22 protein-coding genes and 3 pseudogenes are annotated in these 24,970 nt (G+C 72.5%); 12 read left to right on the top strand and 13 right to left on the bottom strand.

Going from position 1 to position 24,970, the window contains the following annotated elements:
- Positions 1 to 11: 11 nt before the first annotated feature.
- Positions 12 to 2,696: a sialidase family protein gene (locus tag O1G21_RS28525; RefSeq protein WP_270147682.1), complete on the bottom strand. Its 2,685-nt coding sequence runs from the start codon at positions 2,694 to 2,696 to the stop codon at positions 12 to 14.
- Positions 2,697 to 3,038: 342 nt separating this feature from the next.
- Here O1G21_RS28525 and O1G21_RS28520 point away from each other — a divergent pair, with 342 nt between their 5' ends.
- From O1G21_RS28520 to O1G21_RS28510, 3 genes are all read left to right on the top strand, one after another.
- Positions 3,039 to 4,304, top strand: coding sequence for an alpha/beta hydrolase-fold protein (locus O1G21_RS28520; RefSeq protein WP_270147681.1), 1,266 nt, complete (start codon positions 3,039 to 3,041; stop codon positions 4,302 to 4,304).
- A gap of 569 nt (positions 4,305 to 4,873) precedes the next feature.
- Positions 4,874 to 5,764 carry a hypothetical protein gene (locus O1G21_RS28515; RefSeq protein WP_270147679.1) on the top strand — a complete coding sequence of 297 codons (891 nt, stop codon included), beginning with the start codon at positions 4,874 to 4,876 and terminating at the stop codon, positions 5,762 to 5,764.
- A 44-nt stretch (positions 5,765 to 5,808) separates the two neighbouring features.
- On the top strand, positions 5,809 to 6,621 hold the full coding sequence (locus tag O1G21_RS28510) for a hypothetical protein (RefSeq protein WP_270147677.1): 813 nt from the start codon (positions 5,809 to 5,811) through the stop codon (positions 6,619 to 6,621).
- 82 nt (positions 6,622 to 6,703) lie between these two features.
- Here the strand turns inward: O1G21_RS28510 and O1G21_RS28505 are convergent, their stop codons facing one another.
- Positions 6,704 to 7,261, bottom strand: coding sequence for a hypothetical protein (locus O1G21_RS28505; RefSeq protein ID WP_270147676.1), 558 nt, complete (start codon positions 7,259 to 7,261; stop codon positions 6,704 to 6,706).
- A gap of 129 nt (positions 7,262 to 7,390) precedes the next feature.
- Positions 7,391 to 8,272, bottom strand: a complete 882-nt coding sequence (locus O1G21_RS28500) for a LysR family transcriptional regulator (protein ID WP_270147674.1) — start codon at positions 8,270 to 8,272, stop codon at positions 7,391 to 7,393.
- Positions 8,273 to 8,352: 80 nt separating this feature from the next.
- On the opposite strand from O1G21_RS28500, the gene O1G21_RS28495 reads away from it, so the two are divergent.
- Positions 8,353 to 9,069: a CTP synthase C-terminal region-related (seleno)protein gene (locus O1G21_RS28495; protein WP_270147672.1), complete on the top strand. Its 717-nt coding sequence runs from the start codon at positions 8,353 to 8,355 to the stop codon at positions 9,067 to 9,069.
- Between the two features lie 25 nt (positions 9,070 to 9,094).
- Here the strand turns inward: O1G21_RS28495 and O1G21_RS28490 are convergent, their stop codons facing one another.
- Complete coding sequence (locus tag O1G21_RS28490) at positions 9,095 to 9,634, bottom strand: GNAT family N-acetyltransferase (protein WP_270147670.1); 540 nt, start codon at positions 9,632 to 9,634, stop codon at positions 9,095 to 9,097.
- Between the two features lie 173 nt (positions 9,635 to 9,807).
- Here O1G21_RS28490 and O1G21_RS28485 point away from each other — a divergent pair, with 173 nt between their 5' ends.
- On the top strand, positions 9,808 to 11,025 hold the full coding sequence (locus tag O1G21_RS28485; RefSeq protein WP_270147669.1) for a sensor histidine kinase: 1,218 nt from the start codon (positions 9,808 to 9,810) through the stop codon (positions 11,023 to 11,025).
- Positions 11,026 to 11,037: 12 nt separating this feature from the next.
- Here the strand turns inward: O1G21_RS28485 and coaE are convergent, their stop codons facing one another.
- Positions 11,038 to 11,640, bottom strand: coding sequence for a dephospho-CoA kinase (coaE, locus tag O1G21_RS28480; RefSeq protein ID WP_270147667.1), 603 nt, complete (start codon positions 11,638 to 11,640; stop codon positions 11,038 to 11,040).
- A gap of 70 nt (positions 11,641 to 11,710) precedes the next feature.
- Positions 11,711 to 12,355 carry an MBL fold metallo-hydrolase gene (locus tag O1G21_RS28475; protein ID WP_270147665.1) on the bottom strand — a complete coding sequence of 215 codons (645 nt, stop codon included), beginning with the start codon at positions 12,353 to 12,355 and terminating at the stop codon, positions 11,711 to 11,713.
- Between the two features lie 62 nt (positions 12,356 to 12,417).
- Between O1G21_RS28475 and O1G21_RS28470 the strand changes: the two genes are divergently transcribed.
- Positions 12,418 to 12,849: a MarR family winged helix-turn-helix transcriptional regulator gene (locus O1G21_RS28470; RefSeq protein WP_270147663.1), complete on the top strand. Its 432-nt coding sequence runs from the start codon at positions 12,418 to 12,420 to the stop codon at positions 12,847 to 12,849.
- Between the two features lie 3 nt (positions 12,850 to 12,852).
- Here the strand turns inward: O1G21_RS28470 and O1G21_RS28465 are convergent, their stop codons facing one another.
- Both O1G21_RS28465 and rpsA read right to left on the bottom strand, forming a co-directional pair.
- The gene (locus O1G21_RS28465) at positions 12,853 to 15,063 is read right to left on the bottom strand and encodes an MMPL family transporter (RefSeq protein WP_270147661.1); all 2,211 of its coding nucleotides are present in this window, start codon (positions 15,061 to 15,063) and stop codon (positions 12,853 to 12,855) included.
- A gap of 225 nt (positions 15,064 to 15,288) precedes the next feature.
- On the bottom strand, positions 15,289 to 16,779 hold the full coding sequence (gene rpsA, locus O1G21_RS28460; RefSeq protein ID WP_238740199.1) for a 30S ribosomal protein S1: 1,491 nt from the start codon (positions 16,777 to 16,779) through the stop codon (positions 15,289 to 15,291).
- A gap of 415 nt (positions 16,780 to 17,194) precedes the next feature.
- Here rpsA and O1G21_RS28455 point away from each other — a divergent pair, with 415 nt between their 5' ends.
- Both O1G21_RS28455 and hrpB read left to right on the top strand, forming a co-directional pair.
- Complete coding sequence (locus O1G21_RS28455) at positions 17,195 to 18,073, top strand: class I SAM-dependent methyltransferase (protein ID WP_270147660.1); 879 nt, start codon at positions 17,195 to 17,197, stop codon at positions 18,071 to 18,073.
- Positions 18,070 to 20,585 (top strand): annotated as a pseudogene (hrpB, locus tag O1G21_RS28450) (ATP-dependent helicase HrpB). The gene O1G21_RS28455 and the pseudogene hrpB overlap by 4 nt, the downstream one beginning before the upstream one ends.
- A gap of 39 nt (positions 20,586 to 20,624) precedes the next feature.
- Here hrpB and O1G21_RS28445 read toward each other — a convergent pair.
- Positions 20,625 to 21,272, bottom strand: a complete 648-nt coding sequence (locus O1G21_RS28445) for a peroxiredoxin-like family protein (protein WP_270147658.1) — start codon at positions 21,270 to 21,272, stop codon at positions 20,625 to 20,627.
- A 129-nt stretch (positions 21,273 to 21,401) separates the two neighbouring features.
- Between O1G21_RS28445 and O1G21_RS28440 the strand changes: the two genes are divergently transcribed.
- A complete protein-coding gene (locus O1G21_RS28440; protein WP_270147657.1) occupies positions 21,402 to 21,989 on the top strand; it encodes a TetR/AcrR family transcriptional regulator in 588 nt (195 codons plus the stop codon).
- A gap of 53 nt (positions 21,990 to 22,042) precedes the next feature.
- Positions 22,043 to 22,213, top strand: a pseudogene (locus O1G21_RS28435) (ATP-dependent helicase C-terminal domain-containing protein); the annotation flags it as partial.
- A gap of 161 nt (positions 22,214 to 22,374) precedes the next feature.
- Here the strand turns inward: O1G21_RS28435 and O1G21_RS28430 are convergent.
- A complete protein-coding gene (locus tag O1G21_RS28430; RefSeq protein WP_270151508.1) occupies positions 22,375 to 22,701 on the bottom strand; it encodes a hypothetical protein in 327 nt (108 codons plus the stop codon).
- Between O1G21_RS28430 and O1G21_RS28425 the strand changes: the two are divergent.
- Both O1G21_RS28425 and O1G21_RS28420 read left to right on the top strand, forming a co-directional pair.
- Positions 22,640 to 22,912 (top strand): annotated as a pseudogene (locus tag O1G21_RS28425) (NTP transferase domain-containing protein); the annotation flags it as partial. The gene O1G21_RS28430 and the pseudogene O1G21_RS28425 overlap by 62 nt on opposite strands.
- Positions 22,913 to 23,328: 416 nt before the next feature.
- Entirely contained in the window at positions 23,329 to 23,526 is a 198-nt protein-coding gene (locus O1G21_RS28420; protein WP_270147653.1) for a hypothetical protein, read from the top strand.
- 43 nt (positions 23,527 to 23,569) lie between these two features.
- Here the strand turns inward: O1G21_RS28420 and O1G21_RS28415 are convergent, their stop codons facing one another.
- From O1G21_RS28415 to O1G21_RS28405, 3 genes are read right to left on the bottom strand one after another with little or no spacing between them, the layout of a single operon-like run.
- Positions 23,570 to 23,761, bottom strand: a complete 192-nt coding sequence (locus O1G21_RS28415) for a DUF397 domain-containing protein (RefSeq protein ID WP_405000726.1) — start codon at positions 23,759 to 23,761, stop codon at positions 23,570 to 23,572.
- 18 nt (positions 23,762 to 23,779) lie between these two features.
- Positions 23,780 to 23,956 carry a DUF397 domain-containing protein gene (locus O1G21_RS28410; RefSeq protein WP_270147652.1) on the bottom strand — a complete coding sequence of 59 codons (177 nt, stop codon included), beginning with the start codon at positions 23,954 to 23,956 and terminating at the stop codon, positions 23,780 to 23,782.
- On the bottom strand, positions 23,874 to 24,821 hold the full coding sequence (locus O1G21_RS28405) for a helix-turn-helix domain-containing protein (RefSeq protein WP_270147651.1): 948 nt from the start codon (positions 24,819 to 24,821) through the stop codon (positions 23,874 to 23,876). Before O1G21_RS28405 ends, O1G21_RS28410 begins: the two co-directional genes overlap by 83 nt.
- Between the last annotated feature and the right edge of the window lie 149 nt (positions 24,822 to 24,970).

Below are 24,970 nucleotides of genomic sequence, written 5' to 3'. Positions count from 1 at the left end.
CATCAACGCCCTTACGGCATCGCGGTCTTCCAGATTCCGCGCCCGTGCGTCGCGACGTACACCGACGTGCCGTCCGGGCTGGGCGACAGGTAGACCGCCGCCGCCGTCGGCAGGCTGCCGGAGGCCGTCACATCGGACGTGCCCAGGCGCTTCCAGTGCCCCAGGCCGTCCGCCTTCACGTCGTCCGTGAACACGCCGAGGTCCGTGGCGACGACCAGCGTGCCGTCCGGGGCGAACAACACCCGGTTCGCCGACGCGTCGACCAGCTGGTCGGCGGCACCGTCGGCCCCGCTCACGTCCTGCCAGGTCGCACCACCGTCGCCGGTCCGCCACAGGTGCCCGTACCCGGCGCCCGGCCCGACGTTCCAGTGCCGGGAGAAGCCTGACAGCGCCGCGTACACCGTCTTGCCGCTGGCGTCCGACGGGTCGATCGCGATGTCCTGGATGTACCGCACCGGGAAGTCCGCCGGGAGCGTCAACTGGTGCCAGGAGCCTCCGTAGTTGGTCATGATGCCGCGCGCGAAGCCCGCCCCCGGGTTGCAGGAACCGCACCAGGCCGCCCAGATCACGTGGTTCCCGGCGGCGTCCTTCTGCGACTTCACCGCCGTGACGGAGTGGCCGGCTCCCGAGTCCGCCAGCTTCTGCCAGTCGGAGCCCGAAGTGCTCTGCCAGGTCTTGGTGTTGGCGTACACGTACTCACCGCCCGCGACCCAGTACCCCGGGTCCTTGGCGTCCGCCCCGAACGGCGCGATGAACCGCGCGTTGGGGTCGTTGGGGCTGATCGACGTGATGGCGGAGGGCGTTCCGTCGTCGTTCGCCGTGTAGCCGCAGTTGTTGGTGACGGACATCGCCAGGTTGGTGTACTCCCCCACCGTCTGGCACCCGTTGGCCGGGTTCACCAGCTGGTCGCCGCCGTCGCCGCCGAACGGCTGGCCCATCTCCCCGGCGGCGTTGAGCTGTTCGGTGACCGGCGTCGACGTACCGGGGTAGGTGTACGAGTAAGTCGCGCCCTGCGGAACGGAGATGGACACGCCGTTGTCCTGCAGCCCGCCCCACACGGCCTCAGCCGGACCGGAGCCGGAACCGCCCGGCAGTGTTCCCGCGCCCACCGAGTAGTACTGCAGCGTGCGCAGCGTGCCGCTGGCGTTGAGGTTGCGCCAGCCGGGCGCGGTCTGCGTCGTCGGCCGGGCGTACACGCCGCCGTCGTTGCCCGCGTACACCTCCGGCGCCTTGCCCGCCCAGTTGGAGAAGGCCAGCGCGTGCTGGTCGGAGTGCATCACGTTGCCGTCGCAGGTGTTCTGCGCGGCGACGTAGCTGAAGCAGTTCAGCCCGAGGTTCCAGTACCGGCCGACGGTGTTCCAGGTCGCCCCGCCGTTGCGGGTCTCGTACAGCTCCTCCAGGCCCAGGTACACGTGGCCCGGGTCCGTCGGGTCGACGGCCAGCGACTGGTCGTACCAGGACTGCACCCCGGGCTGGTAGCCGGGGCCCATCACCGTGAACTTCATCGCCGAGCCGCTGTTGCCGAGCACGCTGGAGTTGGCGATCTGGGTGAACGGGCCGTTGATGTCACCGCTGTTGCTGACGTACACGCCGCCGAGCACGGTCTGCGGCGCCTTGGCGCCCGGGTTCTTGTTGTACAGCGTCGGCGACTCGACGACCGCGTACAGCTTGCTGCCGTCCGCCGAGTACGCGAAGGTCGTGTTGCCGATGTCGCCCGGGTTGATCCCGCCCTGCGGGTTGGCGGTGTGCCAGGTGGCGCCGGCGTCGTCGGAGTAGTAGAAGCCGTTGTAGGTGGCGCCGCCGCGCCAGGCGACGTTGGCGACCACCCGCTTGCCGCCCGAACCCGGCTGCACCACCAGGTCGTTGGTGATGTCGGCGTAGTAGCCGCTGGTGCCGCAGGCGACGCCGCTCACGCCGACGCCGGCGCACGGCGCGAGCACCTTCTGCCACGGGTCGCCCTGGCCGGCGCCCAGCGCCCGCCGGTAGACGCCGTGCGAGGTGGCGGCGAAGGCGTAGCCGGCCTCGGTGTCGAAGCGCAGCGCGTGGATGGAGCTGTTGTCGAGTTCGCCGCCGCCGAGCGCGTCGGACTGGCTGAACACCGCCTGGCTGGGGTTGGCGAGGCGGTAGACGCCGGTGCCGAGGTAGTTGTCGAAGGCGGTGGTGGCCTCGCCGGTGCCGAGCCAGAGGGCGCCGTCGGGGGCGACGGCGAGGGAGCCGACGGACAGCGAGGGCAGGTGGTCGGCGATCGGGGTCCAGGTGGCGCCGTCGTCGGTGGAGCGGAAGACGCCGCCGCCGGCGCCGCCCGCGTAGACCACGCCGGAGTGGGTCGGGTCGGTGGCGAGGGCGGCGATCCGGCCGGTGTTGTAGCCGCCGCCGGCGCCGCCGTTGGAGACGTTGTGGTCCCGGTAGTGCAGGGCGTCGCCGTTGTACGGCTGGGTGGTGACCTCGGTGAAGGCCGCCTGGCGTACGGGCATGCCGAGCACGTGCTGCCAGGCGGCGCGGTAGGCGCCGGCGGTGACGGTGCCGCCCGGGGAGACCCGCGGGTCGTTGAAGGACTGCATGGAGTCCATCAGTTCGCCGGAGTCCTCTCCGGCCTGGCGGTGGTCGGGACTGGTGGTGGCGCTGGACGTGGTGGCGACGGTGTCACCCCACGCCGCCGAGGTGCCTGCCGCCACGATCAGCGCGGCGGCGGACATCAGGGCGACGCGGGTTCTGCCACGGCGCGTTCTGTCGGGGGAGCCCAAGGGGATTCTCCGGTCCGTCGGGAGGACCGCCCCCGAGGGTTCGCGGGGGCGGGAACTGGAGTTGGAGCGGGCGGCACCCTACACCTGGGTGATCGCGGCCAACAGGGCCCGGGCGCAGGGGTTTTGAACCGTCACTTCAGTGCGGAAAGTCTCCATAAAGTGAAAGCGGAAGCGAGCGGCCCACCAGCGGCCGACCTGCCCCGCGGGCCCCGCCTCCCAGCCGGTTCCCAGCGTCCGGTCAGCGAACGATCAGCCTCTCACCTCCTTCTCATCCGCCGCGCCTAGCCTCCGCGCATGAACGTCTCGCTGCTCGACGGCTGGTTCCCCTGGACGGTCCAGGCCGCCGCCCTCGCCCTGTTCGTCACCGCGGTGGGCTGGCGGGACCGGACCTGGCAGCGCAAGTGGGGGCCGATCGCGCTCGGTACGGCGCTGGCGATCACCGCGGTCGCCGCCCTCGCCGTGCTCACCCTGAGCGGGATCACCGACCCGATCCCGTTCGGGGTCTGGCTGTGGAGCGGGGTGGCGATCGCGGCGTTCTCCGTGCTGGGCTTCGGCTGGCGGAGCGCGAAGTGGTGGCGGCGGGCGCTGGTGGCGCCGACCGCGCTGCTGGCGCTGTTCTGCGCAGCGAACAGCGTGAACATCGCCACCGGCTACTACCCGACGATCGACGACGCGATCGGCGAGCTCAGCGGCCAGCCGCTGCCGGACCAGATCACCCTGGCCGAGCTCGGCTCGATCCGCGGCAAGACCAGGACCGGCCGCATCGTCCAGGTCGACATCCCGGACACCGCGAGCGGCTTCGCCCACCGCCAGGAGCTGGTCTACCTGCCGCCCGCCTGGTTCCGCAGCCAGACCCGGCCCAAGCTGCCGGTGCTGGAGATGATCGGCGGCGAGTTCGCGGCGCCCGACAACTGGATCCGCTCCGGCAACGCGGTGAAGACCGCCGACGAGTTCGCCGCCAAGCACAACGGCTTCGCCCCGATCCTGGTCTTCGTGGACGCCACCGGCGGCTTCCGGGTGGACACCGAGTGCGTGGACGGACCGCACGGCAACTCCGAGAGCCACCTGGTCAAGGACGTCCCGCCGTACATCGAGAAGACCTTCAACGCCGCCACCGACCCGCACAAGTGGGGCGTGGCCGGCTGGTCGATGGGCGGCACCTGCGCCGTCGACCTGGTCGTCGAGCACCCCAACCTCTTCACCCACTTCGGCGACTTCTCCGGCGACAAGGGCCCGTACATCGGCGACAAGGACCACACCATCCAGGAGTTGTACGGCGGCGACGCGGCAGCCTGGGCCGCCCACGACCCGCTGACCGTGCTCGCCCACCACCCCAAGTACCAGGGCGTCTCCGGCTACTTCGGCCAGGGCGACGAGGAGCACGGCCAGATCGAGTCCGCCAAGACCCTGGAGGCGGCCGCCAGGAAGGACGGCATCCGCACCACCTCCGCAGTCGGCTCCGGCAAGCACAGCTGGCAGACCGGCGCCGCCACCTTCACCCAGGCCCTGCCGTGGCTCGCCGGCCAACTCGGCGTCCCGGGCACCCATCCGCAGCCGTAACGGTCCGGTCCGCGACCCGCAGGCGTAACGGTCCGGTCCGGGCGACCCGCCGGCGTAACGATCCGGGCGACCCGCAGCCGTAACGGTCCGGTCCGGGTTCCGTCCGGATTCCGTGCCGGCCGTACCCGAACCGCCACCCTGAGCGGACGGCCCGGACACGGACCGTGGGTGGGATCACACCCGCTCCCGGCAGGGGGAAAGCCTTGGTGTCGGCCGCCCCGCCGGGCCGGGCCGGCAGGGCTCCGGACGGGCACGATCCACCGCCGAACCGCGCGCCCGGCAGGGAAATCCAACACACCTGGCCGGGTCGGGCCGCAGGCGGCGGAACCTCACACTCCTCCGCACCGCCCATCGCTTCCGCCTCGCCCGCACACATGTTCCCCACCAGTCCGCTGCAACTGCGGCACGCACCCGGCCCCCGGCGGGAATCCCGCTTTGCTCCCGGCGCCCCCGTGGCATAAGTTTCGGTCGCCGTCGACGCAGCACCAGCTCTGACCATGCCTCAGACCTGTGGTGAGCTGCGGAGCCAGGGGGCCTGACGGTAGCATCAACGGGGGAGGAACACAGCCATGCCGAGTGCCCGCAGCCACGGGTCGACCGGTCAGCGGGGAGGTCGGTCGCGCAGCAGCGTTCGACTGCTCACCGCTGCCACCGCCGCCCTGCTCTGCGTGGGCGCCCTGAGCGCCTGCGGCCCGGACAACAGCGGCCAGGACGGCGGCAAGACCGCCGCCCCCGCGCCGACCGGCGCCGCGCCCACCAGTGCCGCGCCTGCCACCGGCGCTCCCACCTCGGGCACGTCCAAGCCCACCGGCGGCGGCGCCGACAAGGGCATCCCGGCCAAGGCCTGGATGGACGTCAAGACCATCCCGGTGGACGAGGCCATCCAGTGGCCCACGTTCGCCGCGAACGCCAAGCTCACCACCAACAAGGTCCTCTTCAAGGGCCAGGAGCTGTGCCACGACACGGACGGGCTCACCAAGGACGGGGAGTCGCTCTACACGGGCACTGCGCGGGCCACGGCAGTGGTCGGCGGCTCCGGCAACAGCCGCTGGACGGGCCAGGAGACCCTGTTGTACCAGGGCGACCCGACCCACAGCAGCGGCACCAAGCAGCTCACCAACCTCACGCGCACGCACCTCGTCGACGCCGTCAAGAACTGCGCCAAGACGTTTCCGCACGCCAGCGTGAAGGTCACCAGCATGGAGGGCGCACCCTACTTCGCCGCAGCCGTGACGCTCCCGCAGATCGACGGCACGACCGTCACCCTGCACGAGTTCGTGGTGGACGCCGGCGGCACGGTCGGCGAGCTGTCCGTCTTCACCACCACGAAGGGCGGTGCCGAGCCCGACGGGTGGATGGCCGTCTTCGACCACGACCCGATCGGCCAGGAGACGGACGCAGCCACCAACATGAAGACCGCGATCTGCGGGGCCCTCCCTGGCTGCGACGGTCACCAGTGACACCGGCTCTGCTCCACGACACCACGGATCCGAGGAATCGTCAGATGCGCAACAGCACCAGGCTGGTCACCACAACCGCCGCCGCCCTGCTCCTCGTGGGCGCCCTGAGCGCCTGCGGCCCGGACAACAGCGGCCAGGACGCCGGCAAGACCGCCGCCCCCGCGCCGACCGGCGCCGCGCCCACCGCGGCGCCCACCGGCGCGCCCGCCACCGGTGGGAACACCGGCGGAAGCACCGCCAAGCCCACCGGCAGCGGTGCCGACAAGGGCATCCCGGCCAAGGCCTGGATGGACACCAAGAGCATCCCGATGGACGAGACCTACCACTACGCCCCGCTGGCGGCGAACGCCAAGCCGGTCACCGGAGCGATCAACTTCAAGGGCATGGAGCTGTGCCACTCCCCGCTCCCCAAGGGCGAGGAGTACTTCTTCACCGGCGGCGACGCCAGGGCCAAGGCCTCGGTCGGCTTCGGCGGCGACCGTTGGACGGCCCAGCAGACCCTCCTCTTCTGGGGCGACCCAACCCACAGCAGCGGCAACGGCCAGAGCGTCGGCGTCATCAGGGACCTCCTCACCGAGGCCGTCAAGGACTGCGCCAAGACCGCGCCGGGCGCCACCGTGACGGTCGCCAAGTCGGACGACTTCGCCGCCACCGTGACGGTCCCGCAGCCCGACGGTTCCACCGTCACCCTGCACGAGTACGTGATCAACGCGGGCGGGACGGTCAGCGAACTGTCCGTCTGGGCCACCACGAAGGCGGGCGCCCAGCCCAAGGACGCCTGGAAGGCGCCCGAGGACAAGTACGTCGCCACCGGCATGACGGCCGCGATCTGCGAGGCCCTCCCCGGCTGCAACTAGTACGCAACACCCACAGACGGCCGCCAGGCCCGTCCGGCACAGGGGACCGGACGGACCTGGCGGCACACTCATGCCCGGGGTCTCACAGGCCCAGCCGGCTGAGCGCGGTGGTCCAGTCGCCGGCGATCGCGCTGCGGGCGGCCGCCAGGGTCACCTTGTGGCCGCACACCGCGTTCTTGAGTCTGGTCTCGACCGAGTCCTTGCTCTGCGCCGGCTGGTTGCCGTAGCGCGGCTCGGGCCACAGGTTGCGGGGGTCGCGCGGCGCGCCGCCGAGCTCCAGCGGGACGAGGTGGTCCTCCTCGTAGTCCGCCGGGTTGGTGTCCGCGTAGCCGTACTGGGCTATCTGCTGGGTCTTCAGCGCGTTGGTGTAGCTGACCGGCGGGCGCACGGTGGCGGTCCAGCCGGAGACGCAGATGGTCGAGCCGATGGTGGCCTGGGTGACCGCCGGGTTGTACGCGCCGGGGGTGCAGGACGGGTCGGGCAGCGGCAGGTACGCCTGCGAGCAACTCGCCGCGAGAGTGCCGGACTTGACCGGCTTGTGCGCGGCCGGGGCGGCGGCCTGCGCGGTGCCGGTGGCGAACCCGGCGGCGGCGAGGACGGCCGTGGCGGCGACGACGGTGACACGCTGACGGGGCATCATGGGGCGTTCTCCTGGGGCCGGCCCGGCCGATCGCCGGGCGACTGTGCCCATGACAGCACCGCCCGCACGGCCACCGTCAGCCCCGGGACGTGAACGAGTGGTGACCACCCCTCCACATCCCGGCGCGCGTCAGCCGACCAGCAACCGTGCCAGCAGCGCCGCGGGCCCCTCCGGCAGGCTGCCGTGGACGAGTTCGGTGCGGTGCACCAGCCGGGGCGCGGTGACCGGCGCGTGGTCGACGCCGGGCGCCCCGGCCACCACCGGCTCGGGCAGCAGGGTCAGCCCGTGCCCGGCGGCGACCAGGGCGAGCAGCCCGTGCAGGTCGGTGCCCCAGTAGTGGGTGGCGGGCCGGAAGCCGTCGGTGCCGGTGACGGCACGCAGCCGGGCCGCGGTCGGGGTGAGGTCGGGGGCGTCCAGCCAGCGGGCGGCCGACAGGTCGGCGAGGGCGAGGCCGGTGCGGCCGGCCAGCGGGTGCCCGGCCGGCAGGGCGACGGCGACGGGCTGCTCGTCCACCGCGACGGTGGTCAGCGGGCCGACCTCGGGCAGCGGCAGCGGGTCGCTGGGCGCGGCCAGGCCGTCGATCAACGCGAGGTCGACCTCGCCGGTGGCGACCCGGGCCGGCAGCACGTCCTGGCCGAGCACCTCGACCACCGGCTCCACCTGCGGATACGCCCGGCGCACCTCGCCGAGCGCGCGCCCCAGCGCCGCCCCGACCGCCAGCGGGGTCGCACCGAGCACCAGCCGGGCACTCGGGGCACCGGCCAGGCGCGCGACGTCGGCGCGCGCCGCCTCCAGCCGGACCAGCAGCGGCACGGCGTGCTCCAGCAGCCGCCGCCCGGCCACGGTCGGGCCGACCGGCCGCCGGACCAGCAGGGCGGTGCCGAGGTCCGCCTCCAGCGCGGCGATCTGCTGGGAGACCGCGGACTGGGTGTAGCCGAGCTCCCGGGCCGCCTCGGAGAAGGAGGCCAGCCGGGTGACGGTGGCGAAGGTGCGCAGCTGCTGCGGATCCACGACGGGTCATCAACCGATCTGATCGATACTTAAGAAATCATCGTTGGCGCTGATCTCGGATGCGGGGTCAGGATAGCCCCATGACCTACCTGACCCCGCGGATCGCCCTGGTCGGCGACCGCTCCCCCGCCGTCCGCTCGCACGCCCGCATCCCCGGCCTGCTCGACGCCCTCGCCGACCGCGACCAGCTCGTCCTGGACGCCTACTGGATCCCCACCGAGGACGCCGGGGCGCCCGGCGCGCTCGACGGCTTCGACGCGGTCTGGCTGCTGCCCGGCAGCCCGTACCGCAGCGAGGCGGGCGCCCTGGCCGCGATCCGGACCGCCCGCGAGGGCGGCATCCCCTTCCTCGGCACCTGTGCCGGGTTCCAGCACGCGGTGCTGGAGTACGCCCGCAACGTCTGCGGCCTCGCCGACGCCGTCCACGGCGAGCAGGACCCCGACCTCGAGCAGCAGGTGATCGTGCCGCTCGCCTGCTCCCTGGTCGGGCACGAGGGCGCCGTCGAGATCACCCCCGGCACCCTGGCCGAGCGGGCCCTCGGCACCACCGCCACCCTGGAGCGCTACCACTGCTCCTACGGCCTCAACGCCGACTACCTGGACCGGCTGCGCGCCCACGGGATGCGCTTCAGCGGGGCGGAGGAGTCCGGCCAGGTCCGCGTCCTGGAACTGCCGGACCACCCGTTCTTCCTCGCCTCGCTGTTCCAGCCCGAACTGTCCGGCGACGGCACCCGCGCCCACCCGGTGATCCGCGCCCTGGCCGCGGCCGCCGTCGCGCACGCGGCACTCGGCGAGTGACCCCGGCTCAAGCCGCAGCGCGGGGTCACATCGGCAGCGAGCGCAGCCGCACCGGCCCCTCCGGCCACCCGGCGCCCGCCGCCAGCGGCCGCCACATGGTGCACAGCGGCATCACCGCGAGCCGCCCCTCCGGCTGTTCGACCGTCACCTCCTCGGCCACCTCGCGGAAGCCCAGCCCCCGGTAGAACACCGCCAGCGGCGGGCGGCAGAACAGCAGCGCGTACCGGAAGCCGAGCGCACGCCCGTGCTCCAGGGCCGTCCCGACCACGGCGCGCGCGAGGCCCTCTCCGCGACGGTGCGCGGCGACGCACACCCCGCCCACGCCGATCGCCTCCAGGTCGGTGCCGCCGACGGTGAGCGGGACGGGGAGCAGCCCGGTGTGGGCGATCAGCCGGCCGTCGGCGGCCCGGATGCCGAAGTGGGTCTGCTTGGGCAGGTAGGTCAGCCCGGTGTAGGCGACGCCGTACGGGTCCTCGCCCGGGCCGAGGATCTCCTCCTGCTCGGCGCGGGAGTACTCCTCCAGACGCTCGACGGCCAGCGGTTCAGCAGAAAAACGATCATTCATCACTCCATCCTCCCTTCCCCGCGCAGCGGCCTCCGAGTCCCGTTCCGACCAGGGGATGAGTCACACCACCAGTCGGCTCTCCGGCACCCCGTCGGCCAGGCGACCCGACGGAGACCGGCCACCCCGGTCCGACGATCGGCCCGGAGCGCCCCGGGTGTGGAAGCATGCCCCTCATGCGCCAGCCCACCGACCAGCCGGCCGACGACCTCCTCGCCGCACCGCTGCTGCCCGGCCCCCCGCTGCGCCTGCCCCGCCCGGTCCGCGCCCTCGCGCCGACCGCCGTGGTGCTGCTGGTGCTCGTCCCGCTCGCCGCGCACGACCCCGACTTCGGCCCGACCGAATCGCCGGGGACCAACGCGGCCCTGATGGCCTTCGGCGCCCTGGCCCTCGCCTTCCGCCGCCGCTTCCCGGCGGCGACCGCCGCGGCCACCCTGCTGAGCGGCCAATTCCCACTCGCCGTGGCACTGTACGGGCTGACCGCGCGGCGCGGCGCCACCCCGCTGCTGTACGTCCTGGCGGTGCTGTCCGAGCTGCGGCTGTTCGTCCCCTTCGACCTCGGGGACGTCAGCACCCCGTCCGCGCTGGCCAACCTGGTCGAGGACCCGCTGGTCTTCGGCGCCGTCCCGCTCGCCCTGGGCCTGACCGCCCACCAGCGCGCCCGCACCGTCAGCATGCTCGCCGAGCGCAACCGGCTGCTGGTGGCGGCCCGCCGGCACGCCGAGGAACGGGCCACCGCCGCCGAACGCGCCCGGCTCGCCCGGGAGATGCACGACGTGGTGTCCAACCGGGTCTCGCTGATCACCCTGCACGCGGGCGCCGGGCAGGTCGCCCAGGCCGACGACCCGGCCGCCGTCCGGGAGACCCTCGGCCTGATCCGCACCCTGGGCCTGCAAGCGCTCACCGAACTGCGCGGCCTGCCCACCCTGGTCGAGGAGTCCCGACAGGCCGGGCTGGCGGTGGGCCTGACCGTCACCGGCCCGGACGACGGCCTGCCCGCCCCCGGGCCCAAGGTCCAGTACGCGGCCTACCGGATCGTCCAGGAGGCACTGACCAACGCGCACAAGCACGCCCCGGCAGCCGAGGTGGCCGTCACGGTCACGGTCGAACCGGACGGGCTGCGCCTGACGGTGGTCAACTCCCCCACCGGACCCACCGGACCCACCGGACCCGCCGGACCCGCCGAAGCCGCCGAAGCCGCCGGACCTGCCGAAGCCGCCGGACCTGCCGGAATGGACACACCGGCCGTCCCCGCGCCCCGCCTGCCCTCGGGCGGACACGGCCTGAACGGCATGCGCACCCGCGCCGACGACCTCGGCGGCACCCTGCACGCCGGCCCGACACCCGAGGGCGGCTTCGCCGTCCGGGCCCGGCTGCCGCTGACGGTGGCCTGAACCCGGCCCGAACTACGCGGCGGCGGCCCGCTTCACCAGCTCCGCCCACACCTCGTCGACCCGCGCCGCCAGCGCCTCCAGCGGCCCGCCGTTGTCGATCACCAGGTCGGCGATCGCCAGCCGCTCCGCCCGCGAGGCCTGCGCGGCCATCCGGGCCCGGGCCTCCTCCTCGGCCATACCGCGCAGCCGCACCAGCCGGTCCAGCCGCACCTCGTCGTCCACGTCGACCACCACGACCAGGTCGAACAGCGGCGCCAGCCCGTTCTCGGTGAGCAGCGGCACGTCGTGCACCACGACCGCGTCGGGCGCGGCCGCCGCCTCCAGTTCGGCGGAGCGGGCCCGGACCAGCGGATGGACGATCGCGTTCAGCGCCCGGAGCTTCTCCGGGTCGGCGAACACGATCGCCCCGAGGGCCGGGCGGTCCAGCGTGCCGTCCTCCCGCAGCACCTGCGGGCCGAACTCGGCGACCACGGCCGCCAGTCCGTCCGTCCCGGGGGCGACCACCTCGCGGGCGATCAGGTCGGAGTCCACGATCACCGCGCCGCGCGCGGCGAACAGCCGGGACACCTCGCTCTTGCCCGCGCCGATGCCACCCGTCAGTCCGATCTTCAGCATGGCGCCAGGCTACCGGTGGCCGTCGCGGCGTGTCAGCGGCGGGCTCTCGGCCCGGCCCCGGGGCGGGCGCTCAGCCCAGCTCCAGGCTCTCGCCCTCGCCGAGCACCACCAGCTCCGCGCCGCCGGTGCCCGGCCCGTCCGGCCCGAGCAGCCGGGTGGCCACCATGTGCCCGATCGGGCTGAGCGTCGCCTCGTGCACCGGGACGGCCCGGCCGGGGCCCGCCTCCCGGACGTAGTCGACCACCTCGGAGGCCTTGCTCCACGGCGCCGCGAGCGGCAGCAGCAGGGTCTCGACGGCGTGCGGCGGCACGGTGAAGGCGTCGCCGGGGTGGAACAGCCGGCCGTCGAAGAGGAAGCCGATGTTCTTCACCCGGGGGACGTCCGGGTGGATCACCGCGTGCCACTCCCCGTGCACCGAGATCCCGACCCCGCCGATCTCGAAGGCGTCGCCCTCGCCGACCGCGCCGACCCGCTGTCCGAGGCCCTCCAGCTGGGCGGCGACGGCGCTGTTGGTCCACACCCGCAGCGCCGGGTCGGCCTCCAGCGCGGCGCGCAGCCGGGACTCCTCGAAGTGGTCCATGTGCTCGTGGGTGATCAGGACGGCGTCCGCCCCGGCCAGTGCGGCGGGGTCGGTGAAGGCCCCGGGGTCGACGATCAGGGTGGTGTCGTCGTGCTGGATGCGTACGCAGGCGTGTCCGAACTTCGTGATTCGCATACCCAAAACCATACAGCATGACTGTACAGTTTTGCTGCACATCTTCCGGATAGACTTCTCCCATGACCAGCAACGCCCCGCACCCGGACACCCTGGACCTCGCCGCCGACCTGCGCACCGCCCTCGGCAGCCTGGTCCGCACCCTGCGCGACAACGACGACCTGCCGCCGAACCAGGCCGCCGTGCTCGGCCTGCTGGTCCGCGACGAACGCTCCTACACCGTCGCCGAACTCGCCGACCGCCGACGCGTGCGCCACCAGTCGATGGCCCGCACCGTCGCGCTGATGACCGAGGCCGGCCTGGTCGCCCAGCAGCCCCACCCCACCGACGGCCGCAAGCAGCTGATCGCCGCCACCGAGGCCGGTCGCACCGCCCTGCTCGACCAGCGCGCCCGCCGCGAACACCACATCGCCACCGCCATCGAGACCCGGCTCAGCACCGAGGAACGGGCCCAGCTGCGCGCCGGCGTCGAGCTGCTCCAGCGCCTCAGCTGACTGCTACCGGGCCTGCCCCACCAGCTCCGGCCGCTGCGCCTGCGCCTGCGCCGGGATCGCCGGCTGCTCGATCTCAGGCAGGTCCACGTGCTCGCTCAGCCCGAACCGCCGGTGCAGCCGCCGCAGCGGAGCCGGCGCCCACCAGTTGAACTCCCCGAACAGGCTCATCGCGGCGGGCACCAGCAGGCAGCGCACCAGGGTGGCGTCCACCGCGACGGCCACCGCCAGCGCGATGCCCATCTGCTTGACCATGAGCATGTCCCCGAGCGCGAAGCCCGCGAAGACGATCACCATCAGCAGCGCCGCCGAGGTGATGATCCGACCGCTGCGCTGGACGCCCAGCTCCACCGCCCGGACGCAGCCGTGCCCGCGCTGGGTCAGCTCCTTGATCCGGGAGAGCAGGAACACCTCGTAGTCCATCGACAGCCCGAAGGCGAAGGCGAAGACCAGCACCGGGATGAAGGTCTCCAGCCCACCGGTCGGACTGAAGCCGAGCAGCCCGCTGAACCACCCGTCCTGGAACACCAGGGTCAGCGCGCCGAGCGAGGCGCCCAGCGACAGCAGGTTCATCAGCAGCGCCTTGACCGGCATCACCACCGAGCCGGTCATCAGGAACAGCAGCACCAGCGTCCCGGCCGCGACCAGGCCGAGCGCCCACGGCCCGCGCGACAGCAGCTCGTCCTGGAAGTCCACCACCGAGGCCGCCCCGCCGGTGACGTACGTCTTCAGCCCGCCCCGGTCCGCCCGCAGCTCGTCCACCACCTGCTTGGCGGTGTCGCCCTGCGGGTCCCCGTGCACCAGCACGTCCACCGTCGACACCCGGTCGCCGACCGGCGTCACCGCCCGCACCCCGCTCACCCCGGGCAGCTTGGCGACCACGTCGTCCGCGTACGCCTGCGCCACCCGCGCCCCACCCTCGACCACCACGGTGATCGGCGCGGCCGCGACCTGCGGGAAGCGGTGGTCGACGGTCTCGACGACCTGCCGCCCGGCCGAGGAGGCGGGCAGCACGGCGGCGCCCGAGCTGCGCATCTCGGCGTGCAGGAAGGGAGCTCCGGCCGCCATCAGCAGCGCCACCGAGGCGAGCGTCACCGCGACCGCCCGCTTGCGCACCCGGCGCACGGTCCGGCTGAAGAAGCCCTCGTCCGGCACGGGCACGCTCGGCGTCCTGATCCGCGAGCCCGCGAAGCCGAGCAGCGCGGGGATCAGGGTCAGCGCGGCGGCGACCGCGATCACCACCACGCTCACCCCGGCCGCGGCGACGGCGCCCAGCACCGGGCTGGTGAAGACGAACAGGCCGGACAGCGCGACGGCCACGGTCAGGCCGGAGAAGGCGACGGTGCGCCCGGCGGTCGCGGCGGTGCGCTCGACGGCGGCGGCGATCCCCGCGCCGTGGCCGCGTTCCTCGCGGAAACGGTTCACCATCAGCAGCGCGTAGTCGATCGACAGCCCGAGCCCCAGCACGGTGGCGATCGGCAGCACGCTGGTGTCGATGTCCATGATCCGGCTGAACCCGAACATGGCCAGCAGCGCCCCGCCCACCGAGGCGACGGCGCCGATCACCGGCAGGGAGGCGGCGGCCAGGCCCCCGAAGACCAGCACCATCACGATCAGCGTGAGCGGCAGGGTCACCAGCTCGCCGAAGCGGGTGTCCTGCTCGGTCTGCTTCTTGACCTCGTCCTGGAGCACCAGGTCCCCGCCGACGGTCACGTGCGCCCCGCCCGCACCGTCCAGCGCGGCGAGGCGGTGCGTGACCACGTCGGTCTGGGCGGAGGTCGCGGCGGCGGCCATCCGTACCGTGACCAGGCTCGCCGTCCCGTCGGTGGCCCGCAGCGCGGCCGGGCCCGGGCCGGGGCCGTACGCGTCCTGGGCACCGGAGACCCCGGGCAGGGCGGCGATCTCGGCGGTGGCCTTCTGGACGGCGGCGCGCACGGCCGGGTCGTTCACCGGCTTGCCGTCCACCACCGCGGTCACCGCGCCCTTGGCCGGATCGGCCGCGGCGACCACCGCGCTGCCCCGGTCGGCCTCGGCGCTGGCGGAGGAGGCCCCGGCCACCGAACCCTCGAAGACCCGCCCCCCGATCAGCACCCCGACGACCAGGACGACGGCCCAGAAGCCGAGCACCCAGCGGCGGTGGCGGAAGCAGAACCGGCCGATCGCGGCCAGCCGGCCGCCGACCACAGCAGTGGGGGCGGTGGAGGAGGGGTTGCGCATGAAGGAGCCTTTCGGGCAGTTCCACTCAATGTAGGTGCAACCCGAACACCGGCCTATAGCAGGGCGATGAGCCTCATCTCACATTTCCCTACACATAAACCACACATAAGTCAAAGCGGGAAACGAAGGCGCGCGTCCGAGGCCCGGAAACACGAAACGGGCCCCACCCGGACGAATCCGGATGGGGCCCGTTCCCTAGCTGTCAGCTAGCGGGGGGCGAGAGCCTCAGCTCTGGCCGCCGGCCAGCTTCTCGCGCAGGGCGGCCAGGGCCTCGTCGGAGGCCAGGGCGCCCGAGCCCTCGTCGCTGCTGGACGAGTAGGAGCCACCGGCGGCAGCGGCGACGGCGTCGCCACCCTCGGCAGCGGCCTCGGCGTCGGCCTCGCGGCTCTTGATGACCTGGGCCTGGTGCTGCTCGAAGCGGGCCTGCGCCTCGGCGTACTGGCGCTCCCACTCCTCACGCTGCTTCTCGAAGCCGGGCAGCCAGTCGTTCGCCTCGGGGTCGAAGCCCTCCGGGTAGATGTAGTTGCCCTGGTCGTCGTACGAGGCGGCCATGCCGTACAGGGTCGGGTCGAACTCGACCTCGGCCGGGTTGGCACCCAGGGCCTCGTTGGCCTGCTTCAGCGACAGGCTGATGCGGCGACGCTCGAGGTCGATGTCGATGACCTTGACGAAGATCTCGTCGCCGACCTGGACGACCTGCTCCGGGATCTCGACGTGGCGCTCGGCCAGCTCGGAGATGTGGACCAGACCCTCGATGCCCTCGTCCACGCGGACGAACGCACCGAACGGAACCAGCTTGGTGACCTTACCCGGAACGACCTGGCCGATCTGGTGGGTACGGGCGAACTGCTGCCACGGGTCCTCCTGGGTCGCCTTCAGCGACAGGGAGACGCGCTCGCGGTCCATGTCAACGTCGAGAACCTCGACGGTGACCTCCTGGCCGACCTCGACGACCTCGGACGGGTGGTCGATGTGCTTCCAGGACAGCTCGGAGACGTGCACCAGGCCGTCGACGCCACCCAGGTCCACGAAGGCACCGAAGTTGACGATCGAGGAGACGACGCCGGAGCGCACCTGGCCCTTCTGGAGGGTGGTGAGGAAGGTCTGGCGGACCTCGCTCTGGGTCTGCTCCAGCCAGGCACGGCGGGACAGGACCACGTTGTTGCGGTTCTTGTCCAGCTCGATGATCTTGGCCTCGAGCTCCTTGCCCACGTAGGGCTGGAGGTCGCGGACGCGACGCATCTCGACGAGCGAGGCCGGGAGGAAGCCGCGGAGGCCGATGTCGAGGATGAGACCACCCTTGACGACCTCGATGACGGTACCGGTGACGATGCCGTCCTCTTCCTTGATCTTCTCGATCGTGCCCCAGGCACGCTCGTACTGAGCGCGCTTCTTGGACAGGATGAGACGACCCTCCTTGTCCTCCTTCTGGAGAACCAGGGCCTCGATGTTGTCACCGACGGCGACGACCTCGTGCGGGTCAACGTCGTGCTTGATCGAGAGCTCGCGGGACGGGATGACGCCCTCGGTCTTGTAACCGATGTCGAGGAGGACCTCGTCACGGTCGACCTTCACGATGACGCCCTCGACGATGTCGCCATCGTTGAAGTACTTGATGGTCTCGTCGATCGCGGCGAGGAACGCGTCCGCGTCGCCGATGTCGTTGACCGCGACCTGCGGGGTGGTGCTGAGGGAGGAGTCGGTGGGGCTCGTCATTAGGAAAAGGGCTCCGGTACGGACATGAAAGTCGTAGGTAATGCCACGCGGAGGGCCCGTATCGCTCCCACCGAAAGCCGGACAGCCAAGAGCACGGCGCACCGGCGATCCCGTCAACAACGAGAACCGGCGTCCGTCTTGCGACCGTGGGGTCTTCGACAGATGCGAGCGCGACCTGCTCCGTCCGAGGCGCGCAGGCCCGCAGCGCAACTTGTAGCATACGGGGACGGCCAGGCACGGTCAACGCCAAGAGAGGCAAGACGGTGGAGCCCGGTACGGATCAGGCCATATCCTCCGATTGCGCACCTCGCGGTGGCGCTCACAGGGAGCCCTTCCCCGGATGCCACCGCCAGGATCCGGCCCTCGACGGGCCGGTTCGCGGCAGCGGCGCTTCCGCAGTTCCATACCCTACGCGATGGGCATTGTCACCGTGGCCACCACCCCCCACCCCTCCCTTCACGATCTTGACGCAACCACCTCGGCGATCGAGGGGGAGGAGGGCGACGACGCGGTGCGGCGCTCGGCCGGCGTCGGGGAGAGCAGCCGGGCCAGCCGGCACTGGTGGGACCGCAACGCCGACGAGTACCAGGACGAACACGGCGAGTTCCTCGGCGACGACCGCTTCACCTGGTGCCCCGAAGGCCTGGACGAGGCCGACGCCCATCTGCTCGGCTCCGTGGCGGGTCGCGACGTACTCGAGATCGGCGCCGGCGCCGCCCAGTGCTCCCGCTGGCTCGCCGCCCAGGGCGCCCGCCCGGTCGCCCTGGACATCTCCTACCGCCAGCTCCAGCACTCCCGCCGGATCGACCTCGGCCGCGGCACCGCGCCCGTCCCCGTCGTCCAGGCCGACGCCGCCGTCCTGCCCTTCGCCGACGCCTCCTTCGACCTCGCCTGCTCCGCCTACGGCGCCGTCCCGTTCAGCGCCGACACCGAGCAGCTCATGCGCGAGGTGCACCGGGTGCTGCGGCCCGGCGGGCGCTGGGTGTTCTCGGTCACCCACCCGATCCGCTGGGCCTTCCCCGACGAGCCGGGTGTCGAGGGGCTCACCGCGATGTCCTCGTACTTCGACCGGACCCCGTACGTCGAGCAGGACGAGAACGGCCACGCCACCTACGTCGAACACCACCGCACCCTCGGCGACCGGGTCCGCGAACTCGTCGGCGCCGGCTTCCGGTTGATCGACCTGGTCGAACCCGAGTGGCCGGCCGGTCTGGAGCAGGAGTGGGGCGGCTGGTCCCCGCTGCGCGGACGGCTGATCCCCGGCACGGCGATCTTCGTCACCGAGCGGGGCTGACCTTGCCTCCTGTGTGGCACGACCTGCCCGTCCGCACCGCCCTGCCCACCCTGCACCGCGCGCTGGACGAGCACGGCACCGCCGTCCTCGCCGCCCCGCCCGGCACCGGCAAGACGACGCTGGTGCCGCTCGCCCTGGCGGGGCTGCTGGATTCGGGTGTCGTCCGGCGCGTCCTGGTCGCCGAACCGCGTCGGCTCGCCGTACGGGCCGCCGCCCGGCGGATGGCCTGGCTGCTCGGCGAGTCCGTCGGCAACCGGGTCGGCTACACCGTGCGCGGGGAGCGTCGGGTCGGGCCGGAGACGGTCGTCGAGGTGGTCACCACCGGCGTGCTGCTGCAGCGGTTGCAGCGCGACCAGGAGTTGCCGGGCGTCGACGTCGTCGTCCTGGACGAGTGCCACGAACGGCACCTGGACGCCGACACCGCGCTCGCCTTCCTGCTGGACGTCCGGGCGGCGCTGCGGCCCGAACTGCGGCTGGTCTGCGCCTCGGCCACCTCCGATACGGCTGCCTGGGCCGAACTGCTCGGCGGCGCACCGGTGGTGGAGGCGCACGGGGTGTCCCACCCGGTGGACGTGGTCTGGGCGCCTCCGCCACGCGCCGTCCGGCCCGCCCACGGGACCCGGGTCGACCCGGCGCTGCTCGACCACGTCGCGGCTGTCGTACGGCGGGCGTTGGGTGAGCGCGACGGGGACGTGCTCTGCTTCCTGCCCGGCGTCGGCGAGATCTCGCGGGTCGCGGGGCTGCTCGGCGGTGTGGCCGCCGAGGTGCTCCAACTCCACGGCCGCGCCCCGCAGCCCGTCCAGGACGCCGCGCTCACCCCCTCCGCTGGGCGCCGCGTCGTCCTCGCCACCTCTGTCGCCGAGTCCTCGCTCACCGTCCCCGGCGTGCGGGTCGTGGTCGACGCCGGACTCGCCCGCGAACCCCGCACCGACCACGCCCGCGGCCTCGCCGGACTCGTCACCGTACGGGCCTCGCTCGCCGCCGCCCGCCAGCGTGCGGGCCGTGCGGGGCGCGAGGCCCCGGGCACCGTCTACCGCTGCTGGCACGAGGCCGAGGACGCCCGCGCCGCCCGCTTCCCGACGCCCGAGATCGCCCTCGCCGACCTGACCGGCTTCGCTCTCCAGACCGCCTGCTGGGGCGACCCGGACGCCACCGGCCTCGCCCTGCCCGACGCCCCGCCCGCCGGAGCGATGGCCGCCGCCCGGCAGACCCTCCAGGCCCTCGGTGCGGTCTCCTCCGATGGCCGGGCGACACCGCGCGGCGTGCGCCTCGCCCGCACCGGCCTGCACCCGCGACTGGCCCGCGCCCTGGTCGACGGCGCCCTGGCCGTCGGTGCCCGCCGGGCGGCGGAAGTCGTCGCCCTGCTCTCCGAAGAACCGCCGCGCGCCCTCGGCGACGACCTCGGCGCGGTCTGGCGGCTGGTCCGCTCCAGCAACGACCCCTACGCCGGCCGCTGGCGCGACGAAGTCCGCCGCCTCCTGCGCGCCACCTCCGACGAACCCGCCACCGCGCTGCCCGATTCGACTGCCGTCGGCCTCGTCGTCGCCCTCGCCTTCCCCGAACGCATCGCCCGCGCCCGGGTGGAGCGGCCCGCCCCCGGTGAGCGCAGCCCGTACCTGATGGCCTCCGGGACGGCTGCCGAACTCGCCCCCGACACCCGGCTCGGCGCCCTCCCCTGGCTCGCCGTAGCGGTCGCCGACCGCCCGGCCGGCGCCCACTCCGCCCGCATCCTCCACGCTGCGGCACTGGACGAGGACACCGCCCTGCTCGCTGGCGCGGCCCTCCTCGCTTCGCGCGAAGAGGTCCACTGGGACACCCGGCGAGGCGAAGTCGTCTCCCGCCGGCTCGAAGCCCTCAGCGCGATCGAGCTTTCCGAGAAGCCCCTCAACCGCCCCGACCCGGCGCTCGTCCGGGCCGCGATCCTCGAAGGCCTCACCCGCGAGGGCGTCAGCGCCCTGCTGACCTGGCCCTCCCCCGGCCTCCGCGCACGCCTCGCCTTCCTCCACGCCGCCATGGCCACCCGTGGCCGGACGTCTCCGACGCCGCGCTCCTCGACCGCGCGGAGGAGTGGCTGGAACCCGAACTCTCCCGCGCCCGCCGCCGCGCCGACCTCGCTCGCATCGACACCACTTCGGCGCTACAACGCCTGCTCCCCTGGGCCACCGGCGAAGCAGGCCGCCTGGACGAACTCGCCCCCGAGCGCATCACCGTGCCTTCGGGCTCGAAGATACGAGTCGACTACACCACCGAACGCCCAGTGCTGGCAGTCAAGTTGCAAGAACTCTTCGGCTGGACCAAAACCCCCACCCTGGCCGGAGGCCGTGTCCCCCTGACCATCCACCTCCTCTCCCCCGCCGGCCGCCCCGCCGCCGTCACCGGAGATCTGGAGAGCTTCTGGCACAACGGCTACCACGCCGTCCGCGCCGAGCTCAGGGGCCGCTACCCCCGCCACCCCTGGCCCGAGGACCCGACCACAGCGGAACCCACCCGCCGCACCAACACGAGAAGGTGAATCTCGGCCGAATACGCACCCTGGCCGCGGCCTCGCCCCTCAGTCGAGCGCGTCCAGGGCGGCCAGGATGTCAGCGGGCTCGGCGCGCAGGGCGTAGTCGGTCTGGACGAAGGCCCAGCGAATGGTGCCGGTGCGGTCGATGACGAAGGTCGCGGGCAGTGGCAGCGTGCGGGAGTGGCCGGCGTTGACGCGCTTCAGGTCGAAGCCCAACTGGTCGTAGAGGGTGCCCAGTTCGTCGGAGAGGTCGAAGGCGATGCCGAACTGCGCCGCGACCTCGGAGCCGATGTCGCTGAGCACGTCGAAGGCCAGCCGCTCCTTCTCGGCCAGGGTCAGGGACTCGTCGGGGATCTGCGGCGAGACAGCCACCAGACGGGCGCCACGGGCGGTGATCGCGTCGTGCTGCTCCTGGAGGGCGCGCAGCGCGAGGTTGCAGTAGGGGCACCAGGCGCCACGGTAGAAGGTCAGCACGACCGGCCCGTCGGCCAGCAGCCCGTCCAGCGCGACGCGCTGCCCGGTGGCCGCGGGCAGCGTGAACCGCGGAGCCGGGGCGCCCACGCCAAGCGCGCGCTCCGTGAGGTCGGAGGCGGCGAGCTCGCGCCCGTTGCGGTCCATGACCTCGATGGCCTCTGCCGCGATCGACCGCCTCCGGTTCTCGTGCACGGCGCGCAGTTGGTCGTGAAGGCTCACAGGGGTCGCCCTTTCTCGGGGGGATCTGGGTCTGAACTTGAACCAGTCGTTCCAGGATGATGGTCCATCAGACCCGCCGTCAAGGACTATCTTGGAACAACCATTTCAAGTACCTGGGAGCGGTCCGCCATGCCCGACATCAAACACTTCGACCCGGAGCTGGCGCTGGAGCGCGCCGAGCGGCTGTTCTGGCAGCACGGCGCGGCCGAGGCGTCGATCCAGGACGTCGTCGCCGCGACCGGGCTGAACCGCTCCAGTCTCTACGCCACCTTCGGCGGCAAGCAGCAGCTCTACCACGCCGCGTTGCGCCGCTACCTGCGACACCGCGCGCAGCCGGCCTTCCGTCAACTCGCCGACGACGGCCGGGGTCTGCCCGCCGTACGGGACTTCTTCGGCGGGCTGATCGCGGCCCGCTGCTCGGGCGAGCACGCGGGCTGGGGCTGCATGGTCGTCAACGCCCATCTGGGCACCGAACACCACGACCCGGACGTTCGGGCGCTGCTCGACGACCACCACCGCCAACTCCGCGACGCGCTGCACACCGCTCTCGACGTCGCCCGCCGCGACGGCCAGTTGTCCCCGCACGTGGCCACCGGCACCGCGGCTGAAACCCTGGCCCTGCTCGCCTACGGCGTCAACCTCCGCTCCCGCAACGGCGCCGACGCGGACAGCCTGCTGCGAACCGTCACCGACACCCTCGCCCTGTTCGGGACCTGACGCGCGGCACCACCGCCGGATCCCGCCTCGTCCCGCGCCCCGGCATCGTGGAGCTCGCTCCCCCGGCGGGCCGCCCCGCCGCCGTCACAGGCGACCTGGCCGGCTTCTGGCACACCGGCTACCACGCCGTCCGCGCCGACCTGAGAGGCCGCTACCCCCGCCACCCCTGGCCCGAGGACCCGACCACAGCGGAACCCACCCGCCGTACTAATCCACGGAATTGACATCCTGACCATCGACACTGCACTGCGCTCCACCTTGGCCGTGGAACAGGGAGGCGTCGCCGAGTACTCCCTTCGCCGGTCGGCTCCCGCCGAACACGGGTCGGCCGCTCCGCCGCGGTCAGCCGTTGGGCTTCGGCCATGTCGGTCAGGGCCTCACCTCGTTACCGAGCGGTCATCGAGCCGGCGGCGTGGTGCATGTCGGTGAGGATGGCGGTCAGGCGTGCGGAGCCGACGGTGGCCGCGAGCGCGCCGGCCTGGGCGGCGTGGTGGTCGGCTTCGATGCGCTCGCCCTGCCGGTAGAGCACGGAGGCCAACCGCGCGGTGGCCATCGCCCGCACCCGGGCCTGGGTGGTGTCGGATTCGGCGGCCCGGCGCAGGTCGGCGACGACCTGGGGATGCAGGTGACCGGTGGTGGTGGACAGCAGGATGCTCGGCCACGCCCTCGCCCAACTCACCACCGTGGGATTCCGCCGTATCGCGGTGCTCACCAGCACCGACCCCGACAGCGGCGCCGAAGCCGTCGAGACGTACGCCCTCACCGAATCGGCGCGGCAGGTGGAGCTCACCGTCCACCGTGAGGACCACCCGCTCGGAACCGCCGGCGCCGCCTACGCGGCCCTGGCCCACTTGGCCGACGCCCCGGCCACAGTGGTGCTGCCCGCCGACACCCTCTTCCCGTACACCCTGCTGCCCTCCGCCATCGCCACCCACCGTTCCCGCCCAGCCGTGGTGACCTGGACCGTCACCACCGCGCCCGGCCAGGGAGCGCAGAACGCCGGCCGGCTCTTCCTCGACCCCGACGGCGAATTCGTCGTCCACGCCCTGGAGGGGGTGGACGCCACCCTGCCCGTCGGGAGCCGGCAGGGTTTGCGGCAGGCCACCAGCACCGGCGCCGTCGCCCTGGCCCCGGCCCGTTCCGGTCCCTGTTCGAGGAGTACGCCCGGCGCCTTGCCCACCCCCGCGAGGCTGACCTGTACCGGCAGCTCATGCCCTGGGCGATCAGCCAGGGCCACCCCATCGGCGCCTATGACATCCGCACCCCGGCCCCCGACCTCGGCACCCCCGACCGCCTGGCCGCTTTCGGCCGCACCACTGCCTGAAGGAAGATCAGGACCGTGCCCACCGCCTGTCGACCCGCGCTGACCGAGCAGAGCGTGTTCCACACCGTCGGTGCGAACAGCGGCGGATCGACTCGCACCAGCGTGGTCCTCGGCTACCGGGCCGCCGACGAGCTCGACGCCCACCCCGACCCTGACCGGCAGGTGGTCGTCACCGGCACCCAGCTGTACCGGGGCAACGACCGGCCGAACTGACCTCGGGCGGTTCCTAGGGGTCTCGGGCAACTTGCAGGATTCGTCAGACGTCGCCGAACTCGCCGGAGCGGACGGCGGCAACGAAGCTGGACCAGGCATCGACCGGGAAGGCCAGAGCTGGGCCCTCGGGGTCCTTGGAGTCACGCACGGGGACGAGGCCGGGGAACCCGGGGGCCACCTCGATGCAGTTGCCTCCGTTGCCGCCGCTGTAGCTGCTCTTTCGCCAGGTCAACACGGCCAGCTCCTTGGAGTCCTATGCCGGGAAGTCGCCCTCGCGGACGGCCGCTACGAAGGCTTCCCAAGCGTCGGCCGGGAAAACGAGGGCCGGGCCGTGCGGGTCCTTGGAGTCACGCACGGGGACGAGGCCGGGGAACCCGGGGGCCACCTCGATGCAGTTGCCGCCGTCGTTGCCGCTGTAGCTGCTCTTCATCCAGGCGGCTGCGGCGAGCTCGTTGTTCTTCATCTCTGAACCCCTCCAGTGTCTCGGCGATCAGCCGAAGCGAATCGCTCTCTGACAGGCATTCGCCACGGAGCTGATCATAGCGACGCTGGTGCTTGACCACACTGGCGGAATCACCGCTCAGATGCCCTCGTTCGAGGCTCTCCGAGTACACCAAGCGCTGCCCATCCGGCAGCTCCAGCAACACCATAGCCGTCTTGATGACAGTCTGCTGATTCGAGAACGGCGCCACGTGAATGACGACGTTCCGAAGCTGGGCCACCCGTAGGAGGCGCTCCATCTGACGCCTCATCACCCCAGGCCCGCCCACGACTCGGCGAATGGCGCTCTCGTCGAGAATGACGAGCAACAGCGGCCCGTCGGGCACGAGAAAGCGACTCTGCCGACTGAGTCGAGCCCGGGTCAACTCCTCGATCTCCTCCGGGTTGCCGGCCGCCTCGCCAGTGGCGAAGAGCGCACGCGCATACTGCGGGCACTGCAACAGGCCATACATCGTGCCGTCCTGATACGCCCGCAGTCCGACGGCGATGGCCTCCTGGTCCACGTACTCCTGAAACCAGACCGGATGCTCGATCTCGGCGTCCCAGTCGACCCGCCCGTACAGCCGCTTCAGCAAGTCGCCGGTGCCGTACAGCCGGTCGAGCTCCTCGACCTCCTCGATCGACGGCTTCCGCTTCCCGCCTTCGGTCCGCGACACCACCGTCCGGTCGCAGTGCAGGAGCTTGCCCACGTCCTCCTGCGTGTAGCCCATCGAGTCCCGGGCGAAGCGGATCTCCTCGCCGAACGTGATCGCGGAACTCGCGGTCGTCCCCCGCTTGGCCTTTCGCTGTGTCATCACTGCCCCCAGTTGTGCGCCGCACGTCCCGCACGTCGATCTGGCGTCACCGTACCTCCGCAGCCCCGATGATTGACACCAGAACGCAATCATCTGCATACATAGCGTGATTGCGCGCGCCTTTCGCGCTCCCCCAGTCCGCCCCCTCC

Origin of the sequence: Kitasatospora cathayae (genome assembly GCF_027627435.1) — a bacterium.
In the GTDB taxonomy this organism is placed as follows: Bacteria; Actinomycetota; Actinomycetes; order Streptomycetales; family Streptomycetaceae; genus Kitasatospora; species Kitasatospora cathayae.
The sequence above is the reverse complement of the archived record's forward strand: the minus strand, read 5'-3'. Positions and strand labels throughout refer to the sequence as shown.